The 25,058-nt window shown below is 70.8% G+C and carries 29 protein-coding genes; 20 read left to right on the top strand and 9 right to left on the bottom strand.

The features are described 5' to 3' along the window. Positions 1-96: 96 nt before the first annotated feature. A complete protein-coding gene (locus CM1CMNOD_RS14685) occupies positions 97-693 on the top strand; it encodes a DUF3501 family protein (RefSeq protein WP_013874386.1) in 597 nt (198 codons plus the stop codon). Between the two features lie 85 nt (positions 694-778). On the opposite strand, the gene CM1CMNOD_RS14680 is transcribed toward CM1CMNOD_RS14685, so the two are convergent. Next, on the bottom strand, positions 779-1,966 hold the full coding sequence (locus CM1CMNOD_RS14680) for a cytochrome c oxidase assembly protein (protein WP_013874385.1): 1,188 nt from the start codon (positions 1,964-1,966) through the stop codon (positions 779-781). Positions 1,967-2,082: 116 nt separating this feature from the next. Here CM1CMNOD_RS14680 and ctaE point away from each other — a divergent pair, with 116 nt between their 5' ends. From ctaE to CM1CMNOD_RS14650, 6 genes are all read left to right on the top strand, one after another. Then, on the top strand, positions 2,083-2,721 hold the full coding sequence (gene ctaE, locus CM1CMNOD_RS14675) for an aa3-type cytochrome oxidase subunit III (protein WP_013874384.1): 639 nt from the start codon (positions 2,083-2,085) through the stop codon (positions 2,719-2,721). 13 nt (positions 2,722-2,734) lie between these two features. Then, the gene (qcrC, locus tag CM1CMNOD_RS14670; RefSeq protein WP_043606755.1) at positions 2,735-3,538 is read left to right on the top strand and encodes a cytochrome bc1 complex diheme cytochrome c subunit; all 804 of its coding nucleotides are present in this window, start codon (positions 2,735-2,737) and stop codon (positions 3,536-3,538) included. Next, positions 3,535-4,740, top strand: coding sequence for a cytochrome bc1 complex Rieske iron-sulfur subunit (qcrA, locus tag CM1CMNOD_RS14665; protein ID WP_131774037.1), 1,206 nt, complete (start codon positions 3,535-3,537; stop codon positions 4,738-4,740). Before qcrC ends, qcrA begins: the two co-directional genes overlap by 4 nt. Further along, on the top strand, positions 4,737-6,344 hold the full coding sequence (qcrB, locus tag CM1CMNOD_RS14660; RefSeq protein ID WP_013874381.1) for a cytochrome bc1 complex cytochrome b subunit: 1,608 nt from the start codon (positions 4,737-4,739) through the stop codon (positions 6,342-6,344). The genes qcrA and qcrB overlap by 4 nt, the downstream gene beginning before the upstream one ends. Before the next feature lie 175 nt (positions 6,345-6,519). Continuing rightward, on the top strand, positions 6,520-7,386 hold the full coding sequence (locus CM1CMNOD_RS14655) for an ABC transporter ATP-binding protein (protein WP_013874380.1): 867 nt from the start codon (positions 6,520-6,522) through the stop codon (positions 7,384-7,386). Continuing rightward, a complete protein-coding gene (locus CM1CMNOD_RS14650; protein WP_013874379.1) occupies positions 7,343-8,251 on the top strand; it encodes an ABC transporter permease in 909 nt (302 codons plus the stop codon). Before CM1CMNOD_RS14655 ends, CM1CMNOD_RS14650 begins: the two co-directional genes overlap by 44 nt. A 105-nt stretch (positions 8,252-8,356) precedes the next feature. Here CM1CMNOD_RS14650 and CM1CMNOD_RS14645 read toward each other — a convergent pair whose 3' ends face one another. Next, positions 8,357-10,036, bottom strand: coding sequence for a DEDD exonuclease domain-containing protein (locus tag CM1CMNOD_RS14645; RefSeq protein ID WP_237702793.1), 1,680 nt, complete (start codon positions 10,034-10,036; stop codon positions 8,357-8,359). Positions 10,037-10,045: 9 nt separating this feature from the next. Here CM1CMNOD_RS14645 and CM1CMNOD_RS23700 point away from each other — a divergent pair, with 9 nt between their 5' ends. Beyond that, positions 10,046-10,180: a hypothetical protein gene (locus tag CM1CMNOD_RS23700; RefSeq protein ID WP_258165202.1), complete on the top strand. Its 135-nt coding sequence runs from the start codon at positions 10,046-10,048 to the stop codon at positions 10,178-10,180. Positions 10,181-10,274: 94 nt separating this feature from the next. Here CM1CMNOD_RS23700 and CM1CMNOD_RS14640 read toward each other — a convergent pair whose 3' ends face one another. Beyond that, positions 10,275-10,688, bottom strand: coding sequence for a VOC family protein (locus CM1CMNOD_RS14640; protein ID WP_013874377.1), 414 nt, complete (start codon positions 10,686-10,688; stop codon positions 10,275-10,277). Between the two features lie 283 nt (positions 10,689-10,971). Between CM1CMNOD_RS14640 and CM1CMNOD_RS14635 the strand changes: the two genes are divergently transcribed. From CM1CMNOD_RS14635 to CM1CMNOD_RS14620, 4 genes are all read left to right on the top strand, one after another. Beyond that, positions 10,972-11,370 (top strand): HIT family protein, encoded by a 399-nt coding sequence (locus tag CM1CMNOD_RS14635; RefSeq protein ID WP_043603782.1) that lies wholly within the window; start codon positions 10,972-10,974, stop codon positions 11,368-11,370. A gap of 497 nt (positions 11,371-11,867) precedes the next feature. Beyond that, positions 11,868-13,187, top strand: a complete 1,320-nt coding sequence (locus CM1CMNOD_RS14630; protein ID WP_013874375.1) for an NYN domain-containing protein — start codon at positions 11,868-11,870, stop codon at positions 13,185-13,187. Positions 13,188-13,420: 233 nt separating this feature from the next. Further along, positions 13,421-13,786, top strand: a complete 366-nt coding sequence (locus tag CM1CMNOD_RS14625; protein WP_013874374.1) for a type II toxin-antitoxin system RelE/ParE family toxin — start codon at positions 13,421-13,423, stop codon at positions 13,784-13,786. Then, positions 13,779-14,075, top strand: coding sequence for a helix-turn-helix domain-containing protein (locus CM1CMNOD_RS14620; RefSeq protein WP_043603779.1), 297 nt, complete (start codon positions 13,779-13,781; stop codon positions 14,073-14,075). Before CM1CMNOD_RS14625 ends, CM1CMNOD_RS14620 begins: the two co-directional genes overlap by 8 nt. A gap of 114 nt (positions 14,076-14,189) precedes the next feature. On the opposite strand, the gene CM1CMNOD_RS14615 is transcribed toward CM1CMNOD_RS14620, so the two are convergent. From CM1CMNOD_RS14615 to CM1CMNOD_RS14590, 6 genes are all read right to left on the bottom strand, one after another. Then, on the bottom strand, positions 14,190-14,576 hold the full coding sequence (locus CM1CMNOD_RS14615) for a hypothetical protein (protein WP_013874371.1): 387 nt from the start codon (positions 14,574-14,576) through the stop codon (positions 14,190-14,192). Next, entirely contained in the window at positions 14,573-14,839 is a 267-nt protein-coding gene (locus CM1CMNOD_RS14610) for a hypothetical protein (protein WP_131791237.1), read from the bottom strand. Before CM1CMNOD_RS14610 ends, CM1CMNOD_RS14615 begins: the two co-directional genes overlap by 4 nt. A gap of 87 nt (positions 14,840-14,926) precedes the next feature. Then, positions 14,927-16,240 (bottom strand): type I restriction-modification enzyme R subunit C-terminal domain-containing protein, encoded by a 1,314-nt coding sequence (locus tag CM1CMNOD_RS14605; RefSeq protein ID WP_242625456.1) that lies wholly within the window; start codon positions 16,238-16,240, stop codon positions 14,927-14,929. 115 nt (positions 16,241-16,355) lie between these two features. Then, positions 16,356-16,517: a hypothetical protein gene (locus CM1CMNOD_RS21875; protein ID WP_157491032.1), complete on the bottom strand. Its 162-nt coding sequence runs from the start codon at positions 16,515-16,517 to the stop codon at positions 16,356-16,358. Between the two features lie 179 nt (positions 16,518-16,696). After that, positions 16,697-17,104 (bottom strand): type II toxin-antitoxin system VapC family toxin, encoded by a 408-nt coding sequence (locus CM1CMNOD_RS14595; RefSeq protein WP_131774035.1) that lies wholly within the window; start codon positions 17,102-17,104, stop codon positions 16,697-16,699. Next, positions 17,101-17,331, bottom strand: coding sequence for a FitA-like ribbon-helix-helix domain-containing protein (locus CM1CMNOD_RS14590; RefSeq protein ID WP_013874367.1), 231 nt, complete (start codon positions 17,329-17,331; stop codon positions 17,101-17,103). Before CM1CMNOD_RS14590 ends, CM1CMNOD_RS14595 begins: the two co-directional genes overlap by 4 nt. A gap of 204 nt (positions 17,332-17,535) precedes the next feature. Between CM1CMNOD_RS14590 and CM1CMNOD_RS14585 the strand changes: the two genes are divergently transcribed. The 8 genes from CM1CMNOD_RS14585 to CM1CMNOD_RS14550 form a co-directional block, all read left to right on the top strand. Then, positions 17,536-18,090, top strand: a complete 555-nt coding sequence (locus CM1CMNOD_RS14585; RefSeq protein WP_013874366.1) for a Uma2 family endonuclease — start codon at positions 17,536-17,538, stop codon at positions 18,088-18,090. A gap of 369 nt (positions 18,091-18,459) precedes the next feature. Then, positions 18,460-18,726 (top strand): hypothetical protein, encoded by a 267-nt coding sequence (locus CM1CMNOD_RS14580; protein ID WP_237702790.1) that lies wholly within the window; start codon positions 18,460-18,462, stop codon positions 18,724-18,726. Between the two features lie 70 nt (positions 18,727-18,796). After that, positions 18,797-19,867: a hypothetical protein gene (locus CM1CMNOD_RS14575; RefSeq protein ID WP_050803560.1), complete on the top strand. Its 1,071-nt coding sequence runs from the start codon at positions 18,797-18,799 to the stop codon at positions 19,865-19,867. A 247-nt stretch (positions 19,868-20,114) separates the two neighbouring features. Next, positions 20,115-21,254, top strand: coding sequence for a glycosyltransferase family 4 protein (locus CM1CMNOD_RS14570; protein WP_013874363.1), 1,140 nt, complete (start codon positions 20,115-20,117; stop codon positions 21,252-21,254). 157 nt (positions 21,255-21,411) lie between these two features. Further along, the gene (locus CM1CMNOD_RS22490; protein WP_193353071.1) at positions 21,412-22,113 is read left to right on the top strand and encodes a hypothetical protein; all 702 of its coding nucleotides are present in this window, start codon (positions 21,412-21,414) and stop codon (positions 22,111-22,113) included. A 437-nt stretch (positions 22,114-22,550) separates the two neighbouring features. Next, entirely contained in the window at positions 22,551-23,318 is a 768-nt protein-coding gene (locus CM1CMNOD_RS14560; protein WP_013874361.1) for a metallophosphoesterase family protein, read from the top strand. Positions 23,319-23,672: 354 nt separating this feature from the next. Then, a complete protein-coding gene (locus CM1CMNOD_RS14555) occupies positions 23,673-24,107 on the top strand; it encodes an SRPBCC family protein (protein WP_013874360.1) in 435 nt (144 codons plus the stop codon). 6 nt (positions 24,108-24,113) lie between these two features. After that, positions 24,114-25,058, top strand: a 945-nt coding sequence (locus tag CM1CMNOD_RS14550) for an ArsA family ATPase (protein ID WP_131774034.1), incomplete at its 3' end; no start/stop codon positions are given.

The following is a 25,058-nucleotide window of genomic DNA, read 5'->3' as shown; positions in this document are numbered from 1 at the left end:
GCGGACGGCCTCCCGGCCGCTTCATGATCTGGCGGATGTCGGCGTAACATCCGGCGCGCCGCCCATGCCTTCGATGATCGTCAGGGAGTCCCAACGATGGCGCTCAGTGTCGCCGACATCATCACCGACCCCGAGGTCTACTCCGCCCAACGGCCGAGCCTGCGCGCCCGCATCCTGCCGGTGAGGGCGGAGCGCCGAATCCGGGTCGGCGACATGCTCCTGTTCGAGTTCGAGAACGAGCAGACCCTGCGCTACCAGGTGCAGGAGATGGTCTACACCGAACGGCTGCGCGACCCCTCGGAGGTCGCCCACGAGATCGACATCTATTCCCGCCTGCTGCCCTCCAGCCACACGCTGACCGCCACCCTGTTCATCGAGCTTGACGTCCTGGACGCCGTGCGCGCGGAGCTGGAGCGGCTGGCCGGCGTGCAGCGCAGCATCCGGCTGGAGATCGGCGGCGTACCGGTGCCGGCCGAGGAGATTCTCGGCCCCGACGAGGACCCGGACGTCCCGAGCCAGACCGTGTCCGTGCACATGCTGCGGTTCCTCCTCAACGACGACACCCGGGATGCCTTCCGGGATCCGGCCGTGCCGGTCGAACTGGTGGTCGACCATCCCGCCTACAACGAGGCGACACCGATCACCGGCACGACCAGGACGTCCCTGATCGCGGACCTCGCGCTACGCGGCTGACCGCCCACGCGGCTGGTCGTCCGCCACACAGCCGGCTGCCGGCGCTCCGGCCCGGCCTTCCTGTCGGCCTGCCTGGCCTGGCTCGTCAGCCCTGCTCCGTCCCCGGTGTCCTGTCGCGGACGGTCGCGGGCCGCCGTGGGGCGGCGGTGTCGTTCGCGGCGAGCCGGGCGAGCCAGGCGTTGTAGGCGGCCTCCCGGGCGAGCAACTCGGCTTCCGGATCCGCCTCCGGAACGGGCCCGAGCTCCCGATCCGCATTCTGTTCCGTCTCCCGCGCCCGTCCGGCTGTCCCGTCCCGCTCGGTCGCGGGGTGCCCGGGTGTGCCCGGGCGTGCTCGGGCGGGGCCCGCGGCGGCGTCGAGCAGCCGGTCCAGGCGGCGGTCCTCGCGGGCGGCCTCCCGGTCGTCCGCCCGTGACCACTGGATGAACAACGCGACGAACACCATGGCGCCGACCACCTCGCCGGCGGCCCACATCAGCCCGGCGCCGGTCTGCTGGTCGCCGAGCGGGCTGGACCCCCAGGTCCGGCCGAGCTCGGCATACCAGTCCGCGGCGAAGACCTCGTTGGTGGTGAACATAGCCAGCGCCCACAACGCGTGCATCGGGAAGGTCACGAACAGCAGGAGCAGCCGTCCCCAGTACGGCAGCCGTCCCGGCATCGGGTCGAGTCCGATGATCGGCCAGTAGAACAGGCAGCCGACGGCCAGGAAGTGCACGTGCAGGAACAGATGGAGCGCCGTGTGCCGCATCGACGCCTCGTACAGGCCGGTGAAGTACAGCCCGTAGAGGCTCACGATGAACGCGGCGAAGCCGACCAGCGGGAAGGTGACCACCCGCGCCACCCGGCTGTGCAGCAGCCGTACCAGCAGCCGGCGGGGACGCAGCGGCAGGGCCCGCAGCGCCAGCGTCACGGGGGCGCCCAGCGCGAGCGGGATGGGCGCGACCGTGCCGAGCAGCATGTGCTGGACGGCGTGCGCGCTGAACAGGGCGGTGTCGTAGGCGGCTATCCCACCGACGAGCGCGTAGGCGACCACCACCAGGCCGGCCAGCCAGGAGGCCGTCCGCCAGCGGCTCCAGGCGTCTCCACGATCTGTGAGTCTGCTCACTCCAAACAGGTACAACCCGCCCATGAGGGCGACCAGTAGCAACGGGCCGGGCTCCGGCGAGATGTGCAGCAGCATTCGCCCGACGGTCGGTGGCGGTGGAAGTTCTCCCTGCCCGGACGATGCGAGCAGGCTTCCCGCGCCTGCCGTGGCAAGGGCGCCGGGACTGGTCACAGGCCCTGTCACCTCACTCCGATCGGGGTCGGACGGGGGTTCGGCCGAACCCTCGACAGCTCGTAGTCCTACCGAATGTCGAACCTACGGTGGCGCCTGACGGATCGCGTGCCAGAATGACCGACGTGGCCTCCGCCTCCGTCCTTGAGAAAGCTCCGCCGCCGCACCCGACGGCCAACCGTCCCTCGATGGTTTCGGTCGGAACGATCGTGTGGCTGTCATCGGAGCTGATGTTCTTCGCGGCCCTGTTCGCGATGTACTACACGATCCGATCGGTCGACAGCGACAACTGGCCGCCGACCACCGGCGTTCCCGCGGGGTCCGAGTACGGTCCGGTCCACCTGCACGTGGGTTTCGCGCTCTTCTTCACGACGATCCTGGTGCTCTCCAGTCTGACCTGCCAGCTCGGCGTGTTCGCCGCCGAGCGCGGTGACGTCTACGGGCTGCGCCGCTGGTACGTCATCACCCTGATCATGGGCCTGGTGTTCGTCGGCGGCCAGGCGTGGGAGTACTTCCGCGAGAACGAGTTCTCGATCTCGTCCCATGCCTACGGCTCCGTGTACTACCTCACGACCGGCTTCCACGGCCTGCACGTCATCGGTGGGCTCGTCGCCTTCGTGATCGTGCTGGCCCGGTCGACCTACGGCAGGTTCACGCCCGAGAAGGCGACGTCCGCGATCGTGACGTCGTACTACTGGCACTTCGTCGACGTCGTCTGGATCGGCCTGTACGCGACCATCTACCTCCTCCAGTGAGCCAGTGAGCGACATGACTGCATCTACGGGCGCTGCCCGCGCATCCGTACGCCGGCGTCGGCGTTCCTCGGCCGTGGTCCTGCTGGTGGCGCTCGCGGCCACCGGCGTGTTGTGGACGGCGTTCGCTCCGCGTGGGACGGCCGAGGACACCGCGGCGACCAACGAGGCCGTCCGGGCGGGGCAGGCCCTCTACCTCCAGGGCTGCTCAAGCTGCCACGGCCTGCAGGGCCAGGGCGGCAACCAGGCCCCGAGCCTGATCGGCGTCGGGTCGGCCGCGGTCGACTTCCAGGTCAGCACCGGGCGGATGCCGCTGGCGGCGCCGGGCGCGCAGGCCAAGCGCAAGGACCCGATCTACAGTCAGACGCAGATCGACCAGCTGGCCGCCTACATCGACAGCCTTGGCGGCGGCCCGCGGAAGCCGGTCATCGACGAGGCCGAGTGGAGCGACGCCGACCTGGCCCATGGCGGGGAGCTGTACCGGGCCAACTGCGCCCAGTGCCACCAGGCCGCGGGCGCGGGCGCGCCGCTGACCTACGGCAAGTACGCGCCGGACCTCAGCCACGCCACCCCGGTCCAGATCATCGAGGCGATGCGGACCGGTCCGGAGTCGATGCCCCTGTTCGGCCCGGGGCAGGTCGACAATGCCGACGCGGTCGCGATCGCCAAGTACATCCGGCACGTCAGCGAGGCCCCGGCCGCCGGCGGCCACGGTCTTGGTAAGTACGGCCCGGTTCCTGAGGGGCTGCTGGCCTGGCTGGTCGGAATCGGTGGCCTGCTCGCGGTGTGCCTGTGGATCGGAGCGAGGCAGAAGGTATGAGCAAGCAGGACGACGACAACGCCGGCCCGGGCGCGCCCGACGACAGCGGCGGCAGCATCTTCGACCGGGCCAAGCACCCGGTGAAGCCGTCAGGGGAGCCCGCACCCGGGTCCGACGTCAGCGCTGGCGGACCCGAACTGCGTCAGGGCCACGACGACGGTCCCGAGCGTCTCGGTACCCCTGAGCACCAGACCGACGCGACCCGCGCGGGGTCGACGGTCCTGCTGGCCGAGCCGCCCGAGCGGGGCGTGGGTGTACGTGATCCCCACGCCGAGGCGCTCGACCGCCGGGCCGAACGCCGGGCCGAGTGGCAGGCCGCGTTCTGGTTCGTGATCTCGATCATCGGGACGGTCGGGTTCGTTGTCACCAACTTCGTCGGTGACAAGCACAAGGAGTACTACACCCCGGCCCTGGGCACCGCGCTCGCCCTGGCCATGGGCGGCATCGGGTTCGGGATCATCATCTGGGCCAAGCGGCTCATGCCGCACGAGGAGGCCGTCCAGGAACGGCACCCCTTCAGGTCCGCGGACGAGGAGATCGCCGCCACCGAGGAGACGGTCGCCCTCGGCTACGCCGACACCGGGCTGGCCCGCCGGCCGCTGATCCGCCGGACCCTGCTCGGCGCGGGCACGGTGCTCGGCGCCCTGCTGGTGGTACCGCTGCTGAACCTGACCAACCGCAAGCCGGGCAAACAGCTCGACCACACCCACTGGGTGAAGGGCGCCCGGCTGGTCACCGGGGAGGGCACCCCGGTCAGGCTCGGTGACATCTCCATCGGCGGCATCGAGACGGTGTTCCCGGCGATCCCGGTCACCGAGCCCGACGGCAGGGTCCGTTACGAGCCCCAGCGCACCCTGCACCAGAAGGCCGACAGCGCCACCGTCCTGATCCGGCTCGGGCCGGACGAGAACCGGCCGCGGCCGGGTCGGGAGGACTGGGCCTACGACGGCCACGTCGCCTACTCCAAGATCTGCACTCACGCGGGCTGCCCGGTCAGCCTCTACGAGGCGCAGACCCACCACCTGCTGTGCCCCTGTCACCAGTCCGTGTTCGATGTGTTGGACGGATGCCGAGCGATCTTCGGGCCGGCCAGCCGGTCCCTGCCGCAACTGGCGCTCGGAGTCGACAAGGACGGATATTTCATCGCACGAGACGGTGACTACACCGAGCCCATCGGTCCCGCCTTCTGGGAGCGCTCATGACCACCGTCCCACCACCACCTCTGGTCAAGAGGCCGGGTCCCGTCCGCGCGCTCAACCGGGCGGCCGACGAACGGTTCGGCACGCAGGCGGCGTTGCGGCGCAACCTGAACAAGGTGTTCCCCGGCCACTGGTCCTTCATGATCGGGGAAATCGCTCTCTACAGCTTCGTCATCCTGGTCCTGACCGGCATCTATCTGACGCTGTTCTTCGACCCGAGCAACACCGAGGTCGTCTACGACGGCTCGTACGTACCGCTCAAGGGCGTCGAGATGAGCCGCGCCTACGCGTCGACCCTGGAGATCAGCTTCGACACCCGCGCGGGCCTGATCTTCCGCCAGATCCACCACTGGGCCGCGCTGCTGTTCGTCGCGTCCATCCTGGTGCACCTGATGCGGGTGTTCTTCACCGGTGCCTTCCGCAAGCCCCGCGAGGTCAACTGGCTGATCGGCGTCGGCCTGTTCGTGCTGGGCATCCTCGAGGGCTTCGCCGGCTACTCGCTCCCGGACGACCTGCTCTCCGGCACCGGGCTGCGGATCGCCGCGTCCATCGCCCAGTCGATCCCGGTCGTCGGCACCTGGGCGTCCTTCCTCGTCTTCAACGGTGAATGGCCGGGCGAGAACTTCATACCCCGGCTGTACGTCGTCCACATCCTGCTGGTGCCAGGCGTCCTGCTGGCGCTGATCGGCGCCCACCTGGGCATCCTCTGGCACCAGAAGCACACCGACTTCCCCGGTCCGGGCAAGACCGAGCACAACGTCGTCGGGCACCGGGTCTTCCCGGTCTTCGCGGCGAAGTCCAGCGGCTTCTTCATGCTGGTGTTCGCGATGCTCGCCCTGCTCGGGGGTCTCGCCCAGATCAACCCGATCTGGGCCTTCGGGCCGTACGACCCGGCGAACGTCAGCTCCGCCTCCCAGCCGGACTGGTACATCGGCTTCCTCGACGGGTCGACCCGGCTGTTCCCGCCGTGGGAGTTCCGCGGGCTCGGGCACACGGTCCCGGCGGTGTTCTGGCCGACGCTGATCCTGCCCGGCATCCTGTTCACCCTGCTGGCGGTGTACCCGTTCATCGAGGCGAAGGTCACCGGCGACAAGGAGTCGCACAACCTGCTGCAGCGTCCGCGCGAGACGCCCACCCGCACCGGCCTCGGCGCCTTCGCCATCACGTTCTACCTGGTGCTGTGGATCTCGGGTGGCAACGACGTCATCGCCAAGACGTTCGACATCTCGCTGAACGCGATGACCTGGGCGGGTCGGGTCGGCGCCATCGTCCTGCCGCCGATCGTCTTCTACTTCACCAGGAAGCTGTGCATCCACCTGCAGGAACGTGATCGTGAGATCGCCGAACACGGCATCGAGACCGGGATCATCCAGCAGCTGCCCAACGGGGAGTTCGTGGAGGAGCACCGGCCGAAGCTGCCACCGGTGCCCGACCACCCCCGGGTGCCGACCGACCGGGTGGCCCTGCCGTCCGCGGGGGACGCGCATGCCAAGGGCGCTCTCGTGCGTCGCGCGGGCCGGGCTGTCAGCGGCTTCTTCGTCGAGGAGGAGGAACGCCAGCCGGAGCCGACCGGCTCCTCCCCGCAGCGCTCCGAGGGCGGGCACTGACCGGCTGAGGTCTTCTTACCGCGAGGTTTACCTGGGGCCTTCCACCTCCGTCATCCGGAGGCGGGAGGCCCCAGACCTTTTGTGGGTGTTCGGGTGGATGTTCGACCGGGACAGATGACGCGACAACCGTGGGGGTGGATAGTTAGTTGCAGAAAGAAAAAGATATGGAGGTCGAATGTCCATCGATCATTCCGTGTCGCCGACCGCGTCCACGCCCGCGCCAGCCCCGGATGACCCGCCGGCGCTGGACGTCCGAGGGCTGACCTACCGGTTCGGCGAGAAGACCGCGGTCGACTCCCTCGACCTCACCCTCGCCCCCGGGGAGATCGTCGGCCTGCTCGGGCCGAACGGTGCCGGCAAGACCACGGCGATCCGCGTCATCGTGACTCTGCTGCGGCCGGCGGCCGGCTCGGTTCTCGTCTTCGGGGTGGACGCGGCCCGCCAGCCGATCCGGACCCGGCGGCTGATGGGCTACGTACCGCAGATGCTCTCCGCGGACAGCGGGCTGACCGGACGCGAGAACGTCGCGCTGTTCGCCGGCCTGTTCGACGTCCCGCGCCGGCACCGACGGGCCCGGGTCGACCAGGCGCTGGCGGCCATGGGCCTGACCGACGTCGCCGACCGGCTGGCACGCACCTACTCGGGCGGGATGGTCCGCCGTCTGGAACTGGCCCAGGCCCTGGTCAACGCGCCACGGCTGCTCATCCTCGACGAGCCGACCGTCGGACTCGACCCGATCGCCCGCGACAGCGTCTGGGAGCACGTCCTGCGCCTGCGTGAGGAGCACGGCATGGCGGTACTGCTGACCACCCACTACATGGAGGAGGCCGACGTCCTCTGCGACCGGGTCGCGCTGATGCACGCCGGCCGGGTGCGGGTCACCGGCGTGCCCGGCGAGCTGAAGGCCGAGCTGGGCGCGCGGGCCAGCCTGGAGGACGTGTTCCGGCACCACACCGGCGATGCGCTCGCCGGCAACGGCAACGAGGCAGGTGATTTCCGTGGCGTCCAGCACACCCGCCGTGCCGCCCGCCGGGTTGGCTAGCGCTCCGGGGGAGCGGGATCCCCGGACCGCCGGGAACGCGGCCGACAGGGCCTGGCCCGGCGGCCTCGTCGACGACGACTTCGACACCAGCCGGCTGGGCGCGGCCCGGCTGCTGCTGCGCCGGCTGGCCACGCTGTCCCTGGTGGAGCTGCAGAAGCTGCGCCACGACCGGGTGGAGCTCTACACCAGAGCCGTCCAGCCCGCGCTGTGGCTGCTGGTCTTCGGTGTGACGTTCAACCGCGTCCACGCCATCCCGACCGGATCCGTCCCGTACCTGGACTACCTGGCACCGGGGATCCTCGCCCAGTCCGCGCTGTTCATCTCGATCTTCTACGGCATCCAGATCATCTGGGACCGGGACGCGGGCGTGCTGGCCAAGCTCATGGTCACGCCCACGCCGCGCACCGCACTGGTCACGGGCAAGGCGTTCGCCGCCGGGGTGCGCGCGCTGATCCAGGTGTTCGTCGTCGTGCTGCTCGCGGCGGTGCTCGGCGTCGGGCTGACCGCCAACCCGTTGAAGCTGGTGGGCGCCGCGGTGGCGGTGGTGATCGGCGCGGCGTTCTTCGCCTGCCTGTCCATCGTGATCGCGGGGCTGGTGCTCTCCCGGGACCGGCTGATGGGCATCGGCCAGGCAATCATGATGCCGATGTTCTTCGCCAGCAACGCCCTCTACCCGGTCGACATCATGCCGTCCTGGGTACGCGTGGTCAGCTATCTCAACCCGTTGAGCTATCTGGTCGACGCGCTGCGCGGCCTGCTGATCGGCACGCATTCCCACCTGCCGCTCGACTTCGTCGTCCTGATCGGCTCCGCCGGGGTGACGATCCTGGCGGCGAGCGCCCTGCTCGGCCGGCTCGCGCGGTAGCGGCGCCGACGCCATCCGGCCACTTGGTCGCCGGGCCGCCTGGTCGCCGGGTCGCCGGGCCGGCCGGCTGGCCGCGCCAGTGGAGCCCCGCGACCGGCGCGGCGGTCAGCCGCCCAGCAGGGCGATCTGCCTGGCCGCCGTGGTCACCGGGGAGGCCCAGCGGCCGTCGAGACCGACCAGACGCACGCCCGCGCCGGTCAGCCAGCGGTGGATCAGTTCGGTCTCCTCGGCGCTCGCGCAGGGCGTGGGGCCCGGCCCCGGGCGCACGGTCTCGGCGCTGGCCCGGGTCGCCGTCACCCAGGGCCACGGATCGGTGCGTGCCGGTGCGCTGGCCGCCCCGGCGAGCCGGCCGTGGCGGATCACCGCGATGTCCCAGCCGCCCTCGTCGGTGGGCGCGGCGGCGGTCATCTCGGCCACGCCGGTCAGCGCCGCCAGGCGCTGGAGCCGCTGTGACGCGTGCAGGAAGGCCAGCAGCCGGTCGCGGACGACCGCCGCGTCCTCGTAGCGCTGCTCGGCGGCGAGGGCGGCGATGCGGGCCCGCGCGGCGTCCACGACCACCTGCGGGTCGGCGGTGATGGCGGTCACGGCCGCTGCCACGTGCCGGGCGTACTCCTGCGGGCTCTCCCGGCCGTCGCAGGGCGCCCCGCAGCGGCCCAGCTCCACCAGCGCGCACGCGGCGGTGGGCCGGCGCGGTGACAGCCTGGTGGCGCACTGGCGCAGCGGGATCGCCTCGTGGATCGCGGCCGCGGCGAGGTCCGCCGCGGCCATGCTGGGGAACGGGCCGAGGTAGGTACCGTCGTCCCGGGCCGCCCGCACCCGGGACAGCCGCGGATACGGCTCATCGGTGATCTTCAGGTAGACCGCCCGTTCCGGGTTCCGGGAGCGGCGGTTGTACGGGGGCTTGTGCTCGGCGATCAGCCGGACCTCCCGGACCTGCGCCTCCAGCGCGTGCGCGCACGCGATCGCGTCCACCCGCTCGGCTGACGCGACCATCGCGGTCATCCGCTGCCGCGGCTCACCGGCGGTGAAGTACGACCGGACGCGGGCCCGTACCGACCGGGATGTCCCGACATAGAGGGGCCGGTCGGTGCTGTCCCGGAAGATGTACACCCCCGGGCCGGTCGGCAGGTCGTCCGCCAGGTGCCGCTTGCGCCGCCGGGCGGGGGAGACCTTGCGGGAGAATCCGTGCAGTTCCTCCAGCGTGGTCACGCCGAAACCGCCGAGACGCTCGAACAGCCCGTGCAGCACGGCGACGGTCGCCCGCGCGTCCGCCAGCGCCCGGTGGCAGGGCCCGGCGTCCGCGGGGAAGAGCCGGGCCAGCGAGGCGAGCTTGTGGTCCGGGGTCTCGTCCCGTCCCAGCACCTGCCTGGCGATACGGAGTGTGTCCAGATGCTCCCAGTCAGGGACGGGATGGCCGCAGCGTACACACGCCTCCCGCAGGAATCCGAGGTCGAAGGGCGCGTTGTGCGCGACCAGCACGCTGCCGTGGGCGAACTCCAGGAAGGTCGGCAGGGCCGCGTCGATGCGGGGCGCGGTGGCGACCATCGCGTCGGTGATTCCGGTGAGGACCGAGATGAACGGCGGGATCGGCGCGTCCGGCCGCACCAGCGTCGCCAGTTCCGCGAGGACCTCCCCGCCGCGGATCTTCACCGCGCCGATCTCGGTGATCTCGCTGTCGGCCGCCCGGCTGCCGGTGGTCTCCAGGTCCACCACGACGAAGGTGACCTCCCGCAGGGGACGGCCGAGCTCCGCCGGTGGCACGGGCAGCTGGGCCGCCGGCAACACGGGACGAACATGATCGTGCTGCCGGCGGCCCGCCGGGGCGCCCTGATGGAGCGGGGACTGGTGCTCGGCGGGCGGCGTGGGCGGTGCGTCCGGGTGGCCGCCGCCCGGCACGGGGAAGAACCGGCGCATGTCCGGGTACGGTAGTCCCTGCTCACGACAGTTTTCCGGCCCTGTTCCCGGGACGGGCTCCCGCTCACGCCCGCCGGTCACCGGCTGGCCGCCAGACGCCGGTGGCCTGTCACGTGAACAGCCGGGCGAACCCGTCCTGACCCGCCGTGGTGACCCGGAACTCGTTGCCCTCCGGGTCGGCGAGGATGAAGCCGCTGTCGGCGCCGTCGGTGTAGCGTCCGACCTCGCGGGCGCCCAGCGACGACAGCCAGCCGACCACGCGTGCGGCGTCCACCGCGTACAGGTCCAGGTGCAGCCGGCCCGGGCTCGGCACCGACCCGGACACGCGCCGTAAACGCAGCTTGGGACCGGCGCCGGCCGGGTGGCGCAGGACGGCCGAGTCGCCGTCGTGCCGCGCAACCTCGTAGCCGAGTGCCGACGACCAGAACCCGACCATCAGCTCCACGTTGACGCAGTCCAGGCCCACCTGGGCCATGCGGATGCCATTCGTTTCAAACCAGGCCACAGGCGCATGATTCCGCATGGCTGACCGGTCTGTGTCGGTGTGTCACCCTGGGCCCGCCGGCCCGTCCACGGCAGCGCCCCGCAGCCGCCGTGCCGGTACCGTTGCGCTGCCCGGCCCGCAGCCGCGCTGTCGACCCGCCGTCGTGCTGCCGGCACGGCACCAGCACGCTGCCAGCGCGGGGCGGGGCCGAGCGGCGCGAGTGCCAGCGTGGATCTCAGCCGGCTACTGTCCGGATACAGATACCGTCCAGGCAAAGTCAACGTCCAGATAAGGTCACCGTCCGGACATGTACTGTCCGGGCATGGCCAGCGTCTTCACCCGGATCATCAAGAGGGAGCTGCCCGGGCGGATCGTCCACGAGGACGACCACAGCGCGGCGTTCCTGACCATCGCCCCGATCCGGCCGGGGCACACCCTGGTGGTGCCACGGCTGGAGGTCGACCACTGGATCGACCTGCCGCCCGACGTCCTGCGGGAGCTGTGGAGCACCGCGGCCCTGGTAGGGCGGGCCATCGACACCGCCTTCCGTCCCCGCAGGGTGGCCGCGCTGCTCGCCGGGCTGGAGGTGCCGCATGTGCACGTGCACCTCATCCCGATCGACTCCGAGGCAGACATCTCGTTCGAGGCGGCCGATCACAACCCCGACCCGGCCGCGCTCGACGACGCGGCCGAACGCATCAGGGCCGCTCTCGCCCGGTAGCTCCCGGCAGGCCGGCCCTGTCCCGACCGGGGGCGGCCCTGTCCCGACCGGGGCGCTGTGACCTGGACGAACCGGCCGAGAACCCATGCGATCCGGAGGGATCGGGCTGGCCCGATACGCTGGGGTGTCGTCGTCGTTGTTCCCAACGTGCCCCGGAGTCTGGCCGTGTCCCTCGATCTTCCCGAACCGTCTACCCGCATGCGGTGGGGGACACGCGCGGATCCGCTCCGTTGCGCCGTGACGGGGAGGTTGTGGCACCGGGAGCGGGCCCGTGCCCAGACCACTCCCGGCGCTCCTGCCGGTCTCGGCAGCCCCGGCCGGTGCGGGGGACGAGGGGCGGTGGCCGGGGAGACCGCGGGCTTCCGGCATCGTCGGTGTGGCGTACCGGACGGCACCATGGCGACCAGTGCCATAGCGACCGGCGGCAGGCCGGGCGGTGACCTGCCGGTTGGCGGCAGGCCGGACGGCGCGCCGCGTGATCTTGCACTGGCGTCCGGGTGAGCGAGCCGCTTCCCTCCAGCGTCCGGGCACAGATTGTGGCGTTCGCGGCCGACACCCTCGCCGATCTCCCGGAACAGGATGTGCCGGCCACGCTCGTGGCCGTCCGCCGCTTCATCCCGTCCCGGCGGTCCCGGCTCGGGGCGACCCCGCTGGCGGCCGCCATGGCCAACGACGCGGTCTTTCGCGGCCGGGTCGCCGAGCGGCTGCGGCTGGCCCTGCCCGAGCTTGTGGCGTCGCTGGAGTCCGACGAGGGGCCGCCCGAGGCGGCGCCGCCCGAGGAGATCGCGGCCGTAGCCTACGTCCTGCGGCTGCCCGGCTGGGAACGGATGGTCGAGGCCGCGGCCCAGGAGGTGGCCGAAGCCGCGGCGTCGGCCCGCGCGGCCGACGCCACCGAGACGGTCACACGTCTGCGTGAACAGCTGGACGCACTCCGGCAGGGCGCCAAGGTCGAGAACGACCAGTTGCGGGAGCGGCTGGCGGTTGCCCGCTCCGAGGTGGAGGACGCCCGCCGCCGGCTGCGCTCCTCCTCCGACCGGCTCCGCCGGGTCGAGAACACGGCGAACGATGCCGTCGAGGTGGCGGAGAAGGCCCGCGACGAGGCGGTCGCCGCAGCCCGGGACGCCGAAGCCGAGACCCGGCGGCTGCGACAGCGGGTCGCCGAGCTCGAAGCCGCCCTGACCGCGTCCCGGCGGGGCAGCCGGGAGGCCCGCTCGGCCGAGGACGTGCGCCTGCGGGTCCTGCTCGACACGCTGATGGCCGCGGCCAACGGCTTCCGCAAGGAGCTCGCGCTGCCGACCGCCGTGCTGCACCCGGCGGACATCGTCAGCCGTGGCGAGGACGACGCCGCGCCCCTTGACCCGTTCTGCGGGGTCAGCGCCCGCGGCCTGGCCGAGGACGACCCGGCCGTGATCGACGAGGTGCTCGCCGTCCCCGGTGTGCATCTCATCGTGGACGGTTACAACGTCACCAAGCGCGGATACGGCTCGTTGACGTTGCAGGCGCAGCGCGCCCGGCTGCTGTCCGGGCTCGGCGCGCTGGCCGGCCGCGCGTCCGAGAGCGAGATCACGGTCGTGTTCGACGCGACCGCGGTCACCGCCAGGCCGGTCGGGGTGGCGGCGCCCCGCGGGGTACGGGTGCTCTTCAGCCGCTCCGGCCAGCTGGCCGACGAGGAGATCGTCCGCCTGGTGCGGGCCGAGCCGGTGGGGCGCCCCGTCGTCGTCGTCACCTCGGACCGCGAGGTGGCTGACACCAGCCGTCGCTCGGGCGCGCGCCCGATCCCCTCCGCCGCCCTCCTGGCCCGCCTCGACCGCTCCTGACCGCCGGAGGCGCCCGATTTCGTGATCGTTACAACGCTCCCATATTTTTGATCATATTGCTCGTGCTTCGTAGGAGCCCGCGCCTGGCAAGCGCTCGATCCACCCACAGGTCTCCGGCCATACCCGGAGGCGGCGCATGCCTCCCGGATGACGTGCGGGGTGTCGTGGTCTGGTGGGTGGCTGCGTTGGGTCTGACATCTGGACTGCCCTGTTCGGGGCATAGCATCGCCGCTATGGCCTGGGGTACCGTCGAGCTGGAACCGGAAGTCCGGGACTGGCTGGAGCGGTTACCGACCGCGCAGTTCGCCACGGCGGCGTTCTACGTGGACCTGCTCGCCGAGCAGGGGGCGCTGTTGGGCGAGCCGTACACGTGGCAGCTCGACGGCAAGCTGCGGGAGCTGCGGTTCCATCTGGAGGGCCGGGCGGTGCGGATGACCTACTGGATCGCTCCAGGCCGGCGGGTGGTGTTGTTGACGGTATTCGCCAAGACGCGGATGCGGGAGGCCGCCGAGGTGTCCCGGGCGAGGCGCGCGCTGGCGCGCTGCCTGGCCGAGTCACACACGGTGAGTGAGGACGAGGGAGAGGATGGCGATGCTTGAACGGACGGACTGGGCGGAGCTGAGGGAACGGCGGATGGGTGAGCCGGGCGCGTGGGAGGCGTACCAGGCGGCCAGACTGGCGTTCGAGCTGGGCCGGGCGGTCCGGGAACTGCGCCAGCGGCGTGCCTGGAGCCAGGCTGAACTGGCTCGGACGGCAGGCATGACCCAGTCGGCGGTGGCCCGGTTCGAGGCTGGCGGGACAGTACCCACGCTCCCCGTGCTGGGGCGGCTGGCCGAGGCTCTCGATGCTGACCTCGACGTTCGCGTCACCCCTCGCTCCGCGGCGTAGGCGACAGGGGTGCCACGGGATTCGCCGGGGGCGTGATCTCGCCAGGTTCACGGAACGTATGTTCGACGACATCGACATCGACATCGACATCGGCGGCGTGGGGATGGTTGCCGGCTATACCTTGATGATCGTGAATGGCCGGGCGTTCGGGAGGTATTCGGCCAGATACTGAAGATCACCAGGGTCGGATGTGTAGACGACTCCGCCGTGGCGGGCCGCTGCCAGCACGACGACGGCGGCGGCTCCGTCGGTGGTGTGGGCGCGGCCGAGCAGCTCGCCGGCGGAGCGGGCCGTGGTCTGGTCGACCGGTTCGACGATGCAGCCCCGGAGCAGACGGGCGAGCCGTGCCTGGCGTGCCCCGTCGCGCCAGACCTGCCAGACGACAGGCGCCGGGACAACGGGGGCGACGTCACCAGCCAACGCCTTGATGTGGCGGGCCCACATGCGCTCGTCGTTGCGTTCGGCGGCGACGAGGGCACCAGCGTCGTAGAGCAGATTCACGCGGTACGGCGGGGGAGGATGCCGGCGTCTTCCAGCTCACGCTGGGCTTCGTCGAGAACGTCCCGCGGCAGCGGACCGTGTTCGGCCTCCCACTCCCGCGCGGCTGCCAGGCCGTCCGTAATGACCGCCTGCCGCTCCAGCCGCTCCGTGATCGCTTCGCGTACCCACGCCGACAGCGAGGTGCCCGCGGCCCGTGCGGCGTCTTCGGCGCGGGCGCGGAGGTCGTCGCCGAGGTAGAGGGGAGTCGACGTCGTCCTGGCCACGTCCGCCAGCATACCCGATGCGAATCGCTTGCGAATCTATGTTGGTCGTCGTTGGTCGTCGCGGCTCGGCTGGCGGCCGAACGGCGTCTACATGGCCCGCGATTCCGGTATCGCTGTGGAACGGACCTGGTCCAGCACGGATTCGACGGTGTCGATGTCGGACGCCGTGAAGAACTTTTCGGGTCCGCTGGGCGTGAGCTGGGTGAACGGGGGGTCGTAGAGCTGGCCGACGTCGACCAGGCCGCGGCGCGCAAGAATATCGATGAGCATCTTCAGGAAGTGGAGCTGGTTGGCGGTCAGCGTGCGGCCGGTCTGGAACTGGTCGAACGCGCGGGCCGCGGCCTCGCGGTCGAGGCCGGTGAGGGAGCGCAGGAAGAGGCCGAGCCCCTCGTGCCTGGCCTTGGCCTGCTCGATGTCCTCCGTGGTACCGAGGCCGGAGTCGAGGAAGACCTGCTCCAGTTCGTCGAGGTCGGTCGTGGTGATCTGGCGGTTGCGGCGCAGCTTCTGGACAGCGAGCTGGTTCTCATGGCTGCGCAGATAGGTGCGGATCTTCTTCTCGAAGTCGTCTCCGAGTGGCTGCCAGGTGATCCCGCCCTCGCTGATCTCGCCGAGTTCGTCCTCGAAGTCGGTGTAGACGACGTTGCGCTTGCCCTTCTCGATCAGCCGGATGAGTCCGCGCAGGCGGAGGCGGACCGATTCGAGCATGGGCAGCGTGACGTCCTGCCACCACGCGTCGGTGGTCAGCTCCTCGAGCAGCTCCGCCTGGGCCCGTACCAGCGGGATGGTGGTCTGGCCGAGCAGCGCGGTAGCGATCTCCTGGACGCGGACGCGCATCCTGGTGAACCCGGTCTCGGTGCCGAGGCAGGCCAGTTGCAGGCGCAGGATCAGCAGGTCGAAGCGCCTGGCCTCTTCACCGGCGGGATCGTCCTGGTAGGCGCTGGGCAGCCCGGCGAGCTTCTCGAGATCGGCGTAGACCCCGGGGGCGATCCGCTGCCAGCGGTCGGGCAGCGAGTATGCCTCGACCTGCTCGCGGTATGGGCGGACCAGGAAGTTCTCGGGGTTCATTCCCGCCACCTGCTCGCGCAGCCGGCGGGCCAGATCGGCCCGCAGTTCGGTGACTTCCCCAACCGGTTCTGCGTCGGCCGTGGCCCGGGCGGCATCGGCCGGCGCACGTTTCTCGTCCAGCTCGAGCAGCAGGTCGGCGCGGCGCTGGAAGATCCGCTGGCCGAGGGACGGCGGGAGCGCATGCTCGACGGCGGGCATGTTCTGGTTGAAGTAGTCGACGTTCTGGCAGAGGTCGAAGACGAGGAACTCGGCATGGCATCGCGAAGCGATGTCATGGGTGCTGGTCCACCGAGATCCTCGACGAACTCGACCGCACCCTCCGCCTGTTCCTCGCAAGCGAGGGACGTCACCGGAAGAAATCGACGCCTGTCTCACCCGCTTCACCCGAACGGCGACCGCCTTCCCGGACACCCTCGTCACCGGCTGGGAGCCGCTCGTCCCGACCCTCCACCTACCCGACCCCGACGACCGGCATGTTGTCGCCACAGCATGAGCCGGCCGAGCCGACGTGATCGTCACCGACAACCCTGCGGATTTTCCGCCCAGCGCGCTGCCCGCACCACTCACCCGGCAGTCTCTCGACGACTTCCTGCTCGACGAACTCGATCTTCACCCGGGTCGGGTCGTCACCGCCGTCCGTGCGATCGCCAGCAGGACCCGACGGTCGGGCCCGGCCATGACAGCCCACGACATCGCCATATACATGCACACACAGCACCCCGGCCTTCGGCGAGCGCCTGCCGACGGCACTCGACAGTCCACGCACAGCCTGATGACTGTTCTGACCCAACGTCAGGCGAAGACCTCGACAGCGCACGCGGCCGTGCCGCTGCGCGCGATGCGGGTATCGCTGGTGATCAGGGGCAGCCCCAACGCCTCGGCGAGCGCCACGTACTGCGCGTCGTACGCACTGAGGTTGTGATGCAGCTCATGGACCCGCCGCCAGAGGATCGGCGTCTCATGCCGCACGAGCGGCAGTATCTGGTAATCGGCGACGGCCTTCGTCGTTTCTCGTTTGGTGATCTTGTTGCCTCGAAGCATCCCGAACAATGCCGAAACTATTTCGTAGTCGAGTAGGCCGGGTGCCGCGAGCGACTCGAGGCCGGCGAGCCGGCGGCGTACGGCGACTCCACCCGCACCCTGGTCTGTCAGCGTCCGTACCAGCGCCGAACAGTCGATCACGGCCGCTACATCGCTCAACGGCGTTGCCTGCCCTCGTCGATCGCGGCAAGGATGTCCGAGGTGCTGACGTCGGACCGTGTCTCGCGGTCGAGGCGGGTCATCATGTCCGCCAGGGACGGCGTCCGTGCGTCGCGCGTGACCAGGTCGAGCAGGTACGTCTGTAGGCTGCGTCCCCCCTTCGCAGCCTTGATTTTCAACGCTTCGAGGGTCGACTCGGAGACGTCGCGGATAGTGATCGCAGTCATGTCTGCATTTTACCTACAGTGCCTGCAATACGCCATCGAGATCGTTAGTGGCGGGCGGGTGGACGGGGAGCGCGTCCGAGATCGTCTCATCCGTGGGCAATGATCGTTGAGGATCGGTCCGACTACCCGAGACGGCGGCGTTACGCTGGTTCGGGAGGATCAGGCCGTCGGGTCGCCAGGAGGAGGTGTGCCATCGCCGCGGAGATGATTGCTCCCGCCTGGATGCACCAGCAGATCACGGTGGAGCAGTACGACTCCTGGTCCGAGGAGCAGTGCGCGGGCATCGAGATCGTGGACGGGATGGTCGTCGTGAGCCCCGGCGCGTCCAAACGTCACAACCGGCTGGCCAAGATCCTCGCGGTCGCGTTGGAGACCGCCGCCGGGCTGGGCTGGAACGCGGATTTCGGCTTCGACGTGCGGCTTCAGGACGTGCCGCTGACGAATCAGCGCCCGGACGTCGTCGTGTACCGCGCCGACACGATCGACATCATGCCGGCCCGTCCCGAGCACATCCTGCTTGTCGTCGAGGTCGTCTCGCCGGGCTCGGAGACGACCGACAGGATCGTCAAGGCTGAGCAGTACGCGCGGGCCGGGATCTCGTACTACTGGCGGGTCGAGCAGCTCCCCGCGGGCGTCCCGGTCGTCCATACCTACGTCATCGATCCGGCGACCAGGACATACCGTGACGATGAGGTCTTCACGGGTGTCGTTGACGCCGTCGCGCCTTTCCCCGTCAAGATCGACCTTACTCGGCTGTAGCGGCGTCACGCCTGGGCTTTCTGGTGGGGTCAGGGGCTGGGTAGTCAGGTCTCGTTCTTCGTCCGGGCTGTGCTGGGTTCTCCCGCTGGTCCCGGCATCTTTCGCTCTTGGTGGCCTCGGCATCATTCCTGATTCCCGCTCCCGATCTGGTCGTCGCACTGTCCGGTGGACCGCTGGAGGCGTTGGGGCGGAAAAGTTGTCGGACCTGGTGCCTACGGTGGGTCCCGACGCGGTCGCGTCACCCGTGGCGGTCATGTCATGACCGTTCGGGTCGGCTCGAGGCGGCCGGTTCCGGCCGGGAAGGCGGAGACGATGCTGATCGACTGTGGCACCTGTGTGGTGCGTGGGGCCGCGTGTGGGGACTGCGTGGTGCGTGTTCTGCTGGAGCCCGCCGGCGGCGTCGTCGACTGGGACGACAGCGAGCAACGGGCCGTGGACGCCCTCGCCGCCGGCGGCCTGATCCCACGCTCCCGGTTCGTCCCCCCGGTGGCATCCGCGACGCCCAGGAAGGCCGGGGACGTCAGGAATGCCGAGAACGTCGCGTCCACGGCGCCGGCGCTGGTGCCGATGGCGCAGGTGCTGCCGTTGCCCCGTCCCGTGAACGGCCCCCGTGAACGCACCCGCCGGACCGGTTAGCCCACCGCCTTCCCCCGCGGCGGCGCGTCACGGCCGGATGAGTCGGGCCGGGCGGTGGCTCCGGCGGCGCGTGCTGGCGGCGTCGGTGGTGACGCTGGCGGTCTGCGTGGTGGTCGCTGTCGGGGTGGGGCTGGCTGTCATCAACTATGCCGGCCAGGAACGCGCTGGTCAGGAACATGATGATCAGTGGAACGCCGCTCATGAGGATGCGGCCGGTGCGGCCCGGTTACAGCCCACACCAGAGCCGGCTGGGCAGGGGGCTGCTGGGCCTCTGACGGTCGTCGGGGACCTGCCGACCTCACGGCTGGTCGAGATACGTCGTGACGCCGACGAGGCCCTGCGCTATGTGCGTACCGTCTGGGACGGGCCGTGGGCCGACCGGGTCGTGGTGGAGGTTCCCGCGGGCGGCGCCGGCTTCCGCGCCGAGTCAGGACGGGCAGGCGCCGACGGTGAGGCCGCGGTCGTGGTGCTTCCGCGGGAGGCCCGGGGGCCCGGAGCGTCCGCGGCTGCCAGGGCACTGTCCGGTGGCGGCAGCGGGGACGCCACTGACGGCGGCACCGCGTCACCAGGGTGCCCGCCTGGTGGATGTGCTCCTGGCGTGTCGCCCGGTGGTACCGACAGCGGCATCGGAGGTGGCGGCTCGGGCGTCGGCCGTGTGATCGTCAACCCGGAGGTCTACGACCGGTTGAGCGTCGAGGGACGGCAGGTGGTGCTGCGGCACGAGTTCACCCACCTGGCCAGCGCCGACGTGACCGGGGCAGGCACCCCGACGTGGCTGGTGGAGGGGCTGGCCGAGGCCGTGGGCCATGCCGGCGTACGGCTGGCGGTGGCCCGGGCAGCCACGGAACTGGCCGCCGAGGTGCGCGCGGGCCGGTTACCGGACGCGTTGCCCGACGACGCGGCGTTTTCTGCGACGGACGGCAGCGTCCCCGTCCGGTATCAGGAGTCGTGGCTGGCCTGCCGGCTGATCGCGGACCGGGTCGGCCTGGACGGGCTGATCAGGTTCTACCGGCAGGTCGGGACCGGCGCCGGCGATCCACGGACGCGGCTGGCCGATGCGCTGCGGGCGGTTCTGGGCGTCACCGAGGCCGATTTCATCGCACAGTGGAGATCATATATGGACGTACAGTTACATTCCTGACTGTTCGATGGTTGTCGGGAGGCTACGGACGCGCTGCCGTACATGCGTGCCGCCGTGTGAGGGCTGTCTGCGTACGGCGGTCGGCCGCCACTACGGCGGCGGGGCAGGCGGGGCGATACTCCGAGTGCCCCGGGCCGTCGCTCGGCTGCCGTCGCGGCGGGGGAGGCGTCCGGCGCCGCTCGGGATGTCTCCTGTCGCAGGCTGCCCGTTACCGGGGCGGCCTGGCGGGATGCTGGAGGATGGCCCGATGCGGGTACTGGTCGTAAGCAATGACTTTCCGCCACGTCCCGGTGGAATTCAGGCATATGTGTACAATTTCGCCAGTCGGTTACCCGCCACGGAGATGATCGTCTACGCTCCCGCGTGGCGGGGCGCGTCAGCGTTCGACGCGGCAGCGCCCTTCCCCGTGGTGCGGCATCCGACGACCCTGATGCTGCCGGTCCCGGACGTGCTGCGCCGGGCCCGGGCGATCGCCCGCGCGGAGAAGTGCGACGCCGTCTGGTTCGGGGCGGCCGCGCCGCTGGGCCTGCTCGCGGCCGGCCTGCGCCGCGACCCGGGGGTGGGCCGGATCGTCGCGAGCACGCACGGTCACGAGGTGGGCTGGGCGGTGCTGCCGGGCCCGCGGCAGGTACTGCGCCGCATCGGGCGGACGGTCGACGCCGTCACCTACCTGACCGACTACACCAGGACGCGGCTCGCGCCGGCCTTCGGCCGCCGGCCGGCCCTCGTCCGGCTGCCCGGCGGCGTCGACACCGGGTTCTTCCGGCCGGGCGTGGGACGCGACGACATCCGCCGGCGACACGGCCTCGCCGGCCGTCCGGTCGTGGTGTGTGTGAGCAGGCTGGTCGAGCGCAAGGGGCAGGACATGCTGATCAGGGCACTGCCGGCCTGGCGCCGCCGGGTGCCCGGGACGGCGCTGCTGCTCGTCGGCGGGGGCCCGCACCGGCCGGCGCTGCAACGGCTGGCCCGGGACGCCGGGGTGGCCGAGCACGTGGTGATGACCGGTTCGGTCCCCTGGGAGGAACTGCCCGCCCACTACGCCGCCGGTGACGTCTTCGCGATGCCGTGCCGGACGCGGCGGGCGGGCCTGGAGGTCGAAGGCCTCGGGATCGTCTACCTGGAGGCGTCGGCCGCGGGTCTGCCGGTCGTCGCCGGGCGCAGCGGTGGGGCGCCGGACGCGGTGCTCGACGGCCGGACCGGGACCGTCGTCGACGGTGGCGACCTGCGGGAGGTGACCGATGCGGTCGGCGGTCTGCTGGCCGACCCCGACCGGGCCCGGGCCATGGGCGCGGCCGGCCGCGCCTGGGTCGAGCAGGCCTGGCGCTGGGACGTTCTCGCGGCCAGGCTGCGCGACCTGTTGCTGCTCCCGGGCACGGCACAGGCATGATCGCGACGGGCATGATCGCGTCGTGTCCCGTCCACCGGCGCTCGGCCGCTGGGGCCCGACCGATGCGCTGGCCGTGCGCGACTGCGCTGGCCGTGCGCGACGGCCGCCGCGGCCGTGTCCCGCCCGCCGGGGCCCGCTGTCTGACATGATCCCGGACGTGAGTCCCTCGCCCGTGCAGATCGATCTCGTCGACGAGGTCTTCCTGGCCGTCGACCCGGCTGTGGCGTCCGCGGCGGTCCACGATCCGGCATGGTGGCGCGTGTTGTGGCCGGATCTCGAGCTCACCGTCTTCCAGGACCGTGGCGCCGAGGGGCTGCGCTTCACGGTGACCGGCGCGCTGGTCGGGACCAGCGAGATCTGGCTCGAGCCGTGGGGTGACGGTGTCGTCGCGCACGTCTTCCTGCGGGCGGACGTCACCCGCCGGGGGCGGCCGGCCGAGGTTCGCCGGCTGCGTCCACGCGCCGCGGCACGCTGGGCACAGCACCGCTCGCTGCACACCAAACGCCAGCTCAACGTGCTCAAGGACGTCCTTGAGGCGGGCCGCGCGCCCGGCGAGCCCGCGGCGGCGCCTCCACCGCAGCCCGCGGCATCCACCGGGCCCGCTCCTGCTGGGCCCGCTCCTGCTGGGCCCGCTCCCGCTGGGCCCGCTGTGGGGCCGGTGGAACCCACCGGGCGACCCGAGCGGTTCGCAGAACCTGCCGTACGGTCCGCGGAACCGGCGGAATCCGTGGCGCCCACCGCGGAACTCGTGGAATCCGCGGAACCGGTCATGCGCGCCGTGAAACCGGCGGAACCCGTGGGGCCCGCTGTGCCACGGGCGCCGTCCGCCGATTCCCCAGGGCGCCCCGTACACCGTTGAGGCGCGTCTGGGGACGTCCACCGGGGCGACCATCCGGTGTGCTGGAGCCCGCCGAGGGACACGGCGCACGAAGAGCAACGATCCGGCATTTCACCGAGCGACGGCCCGTGGTCCGGATCAGCCCCCGCGCGATCCTCCAAGAACCCACAGAACACCCGGGCAGCGGCAGCCTCACATCCACCAGCAACCGCCCCACCAGCAACCTCCCCACCAGCACCGCCCGGGAAGCCGGCCCAGCGCCCGCGCGGGATCCGCCGGCCCGGCGAACGGAGCCGTGACGTCGAAAACGGGGCCGGAAAGAGACGGAAGTTACGTCATCGCTCCGTTCGCGGGCTTGCCCGTCGATCTGGGCGCGGGTACGGGGCGGGGGTTCTCGGGTGGCGGCCGGGTTGCGTCAGGTGGGTTTTTCGGACGGGGTGACCGTAGGCTTGGCTGGTATGAGGGTCCATGTGGTCAGTGATGTTCATGGCCGCGCAGACGCGCTTGCCGCCGCCGGGCAGGGGGCCGACGCCTTCATCTGTCTCGGGGACCTTCTTCTTTACGTGGACTACCGGGATCACCGCCGCGGGATCATGGGTGACCTGTTCGGCCCGGAGGCGGTCGGGAAAATGATTCGGCTGCGGACCGAGCAGCGTTTCGACGAAGCCCGTGAATGGTCCCACGGGTTGTGGGCCACCTTGGGCGACGACCGGCAGGCGATCATCGAGCAGGCGATCCGCCGGCAGTACGAACAGTTGTTCGCGGCCTTTCCCACGCCGACTTTCCTGACCTATGGCAACGTCGATCTCCCGCATCTCTACCTGGACTATCTGCGGGACGGTGTCACGCTGCTCGACGGCGAGACGACCGAGATCGGCGGGCTGCGGTTCGGTTTCGTCGGCGGGGGCTTACGCACCCCCATGCGCACCCCGTACGAGATCGACGATGAGACCTACGCCGCGAAGGTCGCGGCGGTCGGGGAGGTGGACGTGCTGTGCTGCCACATTCCGCCGCACCTGCCCGAGCTTGTGTACGACACGGTGGCCCGGCGTTACGAACGGGGCAGCGTCGCGGTGCTGGAGGCCATTCACGACATGAAGCCTCGTTACGTTCTGTTTGGACATGTTCACCAGCCGTACCGTGATGTGCTCGACATCGGGTCGACTCGCTGCGTCAACGTCGGGCATTTCAACGCCCGGGGGACGCCGTTCGTACTCGAGTGGTAGGCAGCCCACCGCGGGTGCTCGAGCGGTCGGCGGCCCGCCGCAGGCGCTGGTCGTCCGGGTGTCGGGCCATGCGATCGGCAGCCTGTTGACGATCTCCGGCGATTTGTCAACGACCCGTGGATGGCCTGCAGATGGCCCGTGGATGGCCTGGGGATGGCCTGCGGACGACCCGCCGGCCACGGACACACCCGGTGGTAACCCGCCGTGTCCGTGGCCGGTCCGGTAGCCTCGTCGACTGGTCAGGATGATTATCCTGGCGTGTGGAGAGATCCTGGATGTCTCAGTAGCCAGGATGCAACCGGGATGCCAGCAGTGTCGGGTATGCCCGGGCGAGTTGTGGAGGCAGTGTCACCAATGGCGGAGCACGCCCGAGCCAGCACCACGATCAATGCCAAGCCCGCGGCTGTGATGGCAGCGATTGCCGATATAGGTGCATATTCGACCTGGTCAGGGCCGGTGGAACGGGCCGAGGTCGTCGCGCCCGGCCCGGACGGCCGTCCCCGACAGGCCCGTTTCCTGGTCAACGCGGTGGTGGCGAAGGAGGAATTCGTCACGGAATACACCTGGTGCGGTGACGATTCGGTGAGCTGGACCCTCGTCGAGGGAAAAAACCTGGTCGCGCAGAACGGCAGCTACGTTCTGCGCGACCTCGGTGACGGCCGGACCGAGGTCACCTACGACCTCACCGTCGAGCTGAAGGTCAAGATTCCGAGTCTGATCCGGCGCAAGGTGCAGAACGGTGTCGTCGACGCCGCGCTGAGGGATCTCAAGAAACACCTCGAGAGCTGACCACGCGTGCGATGCGTGCTCTTCGCGGGCAAGGGGGGCGTCGGGACGACCACGGTCGCCGCTGCGACGGCCACGCTGGCCGCCCAGCGCGGTAACCGGACGCTGGTGATGTCCGCGGACCCGGCGGGAGGTCTCGCGGCGGTTCTCGACCATCCGCTGGACACGGCTCCCATCGAGATCGAAACCGGCCTGTTCGCCCAGCATGTGGACACCCAGCGCGCCTTCGAGGACCGCTGGTGGACGATACGGGCCGCCCTGGGCCGGCTGTGGGAGGCCACCGGAGCGGATCCGATCGAGCCCGGTGAGCTGACGGTGCTGCCCGGCGCCGGCGAGGTACTGGCCCTGGTGTACCTGCTCGACCAGCTCAGATCCGGGGACTACGACGTCGTCGTGGTCGACGCCGGCCCGATCGCCCGTTTACTGCGTCTGCTGACCCTGCCGGAAACGCTGTTGTGGTATCTGCGCCGAGTCGTCCCGATCGACGGCCGGCTCGCCCACCTGCTGCGCGGCAGCCCGTGGCGGCTGGGTCGTCCCACCTGGCCGGACTCCGTGGCCGGACCGCTCGCCGGGGCCACCGCGCGGCTTCAGCAGATCATGGATGAGGTCCGTGACGTCCTGTCCGACCCGGCGCGCTCCAGCGTGCGGCTCGTGCTGACCCCCGAGACCGTCGTGGTCTCCCGGACCAGGGCGGCGGTGGGCGCGCTGGCGCTGCACGGGTTCGGGGTGGACGCCATGGTGGCCAACCGGGTGCACACCGCAGCCGGGGGCGATGCCTGGCGGGCCGGCTGGGCGGCCGCCCACCGTGACCAGTTGGCGGCCGTCGAGCTGTCCTTCGCGCCGATCCCGGTCCTGCGCGCGGCCTACCGAGCCGGGGAGCCGGTCGGCCTGGAGGAGCTCGCGGCCTTTGCCGCGGGCACCTATTCGGCCCTCGACCCGGTCGCCGTCCTCGGG

The sequence above is a fragment of the Protofrankia symbiont of Coriaria myrtifolia genome (genome assembly GCF_900634755.1).
GTDB classification, from domain to species: Bacteria; Actinomycetota; Actinomycetes; order Frankiales; family Frankiaceae; genus Protofrankia; species Protofrankia coriariae.
This window is presented reverse-complemented; position numbering and strand designations above follow the sequence as displayed.

Excerpts from the sequence above, each read along its gene's own strand:
- CM1CMNOD_RS14590 (WP_013874367.1), bottom strand. The coding sequence starts at position 17,331 with ATGACTGCGATCACTATCCGCGACGTCTCCGAGTCGACCCTCGAAGCG.
- CM1CMNOD_RS14620 (WP_043603779.1), top strand. The coding sequence starts at position 13,779 with ATGCTTGAACGGACGGACTGGGCGGAGCTGAGGGAACGGCGGATGGGT.
- CM1CMNOD_RS14560 (WP_013874361.1), top strand. The coding sequence starts at position 22,551 with ATGAGGGTCCATGTGGTCAGTGATGTTCATGGCCGCGCAGACGCGCTT.
- CM1CMNOD_RS23700 (WP_258165202.1), top strand. The coding sequence starts at position 10,046 with ATGATCGTGCTGCCGGCGGCCCGCCGGGGCGCCCTGATGGAGCGGGGA.
- CM1CMNOD_RS14635 (WP_043603782.1), top strand. The coding sequence starts at position 10,972 with ATGGCCAGCGTCTTCACCCGGATCATCAAGAGGGAGCTGCCCGGGCGG.
- CM1CMNOD_RS14625 (WP_013874374.1), top strand. The coding sequence starts at position 13,421 with ATGGCCTGGGGTACCGTCGAGCTGGAACCGGAAGTCCGGGACTGGCTG.
- CM1CMNOD_RS14640 (WP_013874377.1), bottom strand. The coding sequence starts at position 10,688 with ATGCGGAATCATGCGCCTGTGGCCTGGTTTGAAACGAATGGCATCCGC.
- qcrA (WP_131774037.1), top strand. The coding sequence starts at position 3,535 with ATGAGCAAGCAGGACGACGACAACGCCGGCCCGGGCGCGCCCGACGAC.
- CM1CMNOD_RS14585 (WP_013874366.1), top strand. The coding sequence starts at position 17,536 with ATGATTGCTCCCGCCTGGATGCACCAGCAGATCACGGTGGAGCAGTAC.
- CM1CMNOD_RS14655 (WP_013874380.1), top strand. The coding sequence starts at position 6,520 with ATGTCCATCGATCATTCCGTGTCGCCGACCGCGTCCACGCCCGCGCCA.
- CM1CMNOD_RS14555 (WP_013874360.1), top strand. The coding sequence starts at position 23,673 with ATGGCGGAGCACGCCCGAGCCAGCACCACGATCAATGCCAAGCCCGCG.
- CM1CMNOD_RS14570 (WP_013874363.1), top strand. The coding sequence starts at position 20,115 with ATGCGGGTACTGGTCGTAAGCAATGACTTTCCGCCACGTCCCGGTGGA.
- qcrC (WP_043606755.1), top strand. The coding sequence starts at position 2,735 with ATGACTGCATCTACGGGCGCTGCCCGCGCATCCGTACGCCGGCGTCGG.
- CM1CMNOD_RS14685 (WP_013874386.1), top strand. The coding sequence starts at position 97 with ATGGCGCTCAGTGTCGCCGACATCATCACCGACCCCGAGGTCTACTCC.
- qcrB (WP_013874381.1), top strand. The coding sequence starts at position 4,737 with ATGACCACCGTCCCACCACCACCTCTGGTCAAGAGGCCGGGTCCCGTC.
- ctaE (WP_013874384.1), top strand. The coding sequence starts at position 2,083 with ATGACCGACGTGGCCTCCGCCTCCGTCCTTGAGAAAGCTCCGCCGCCG.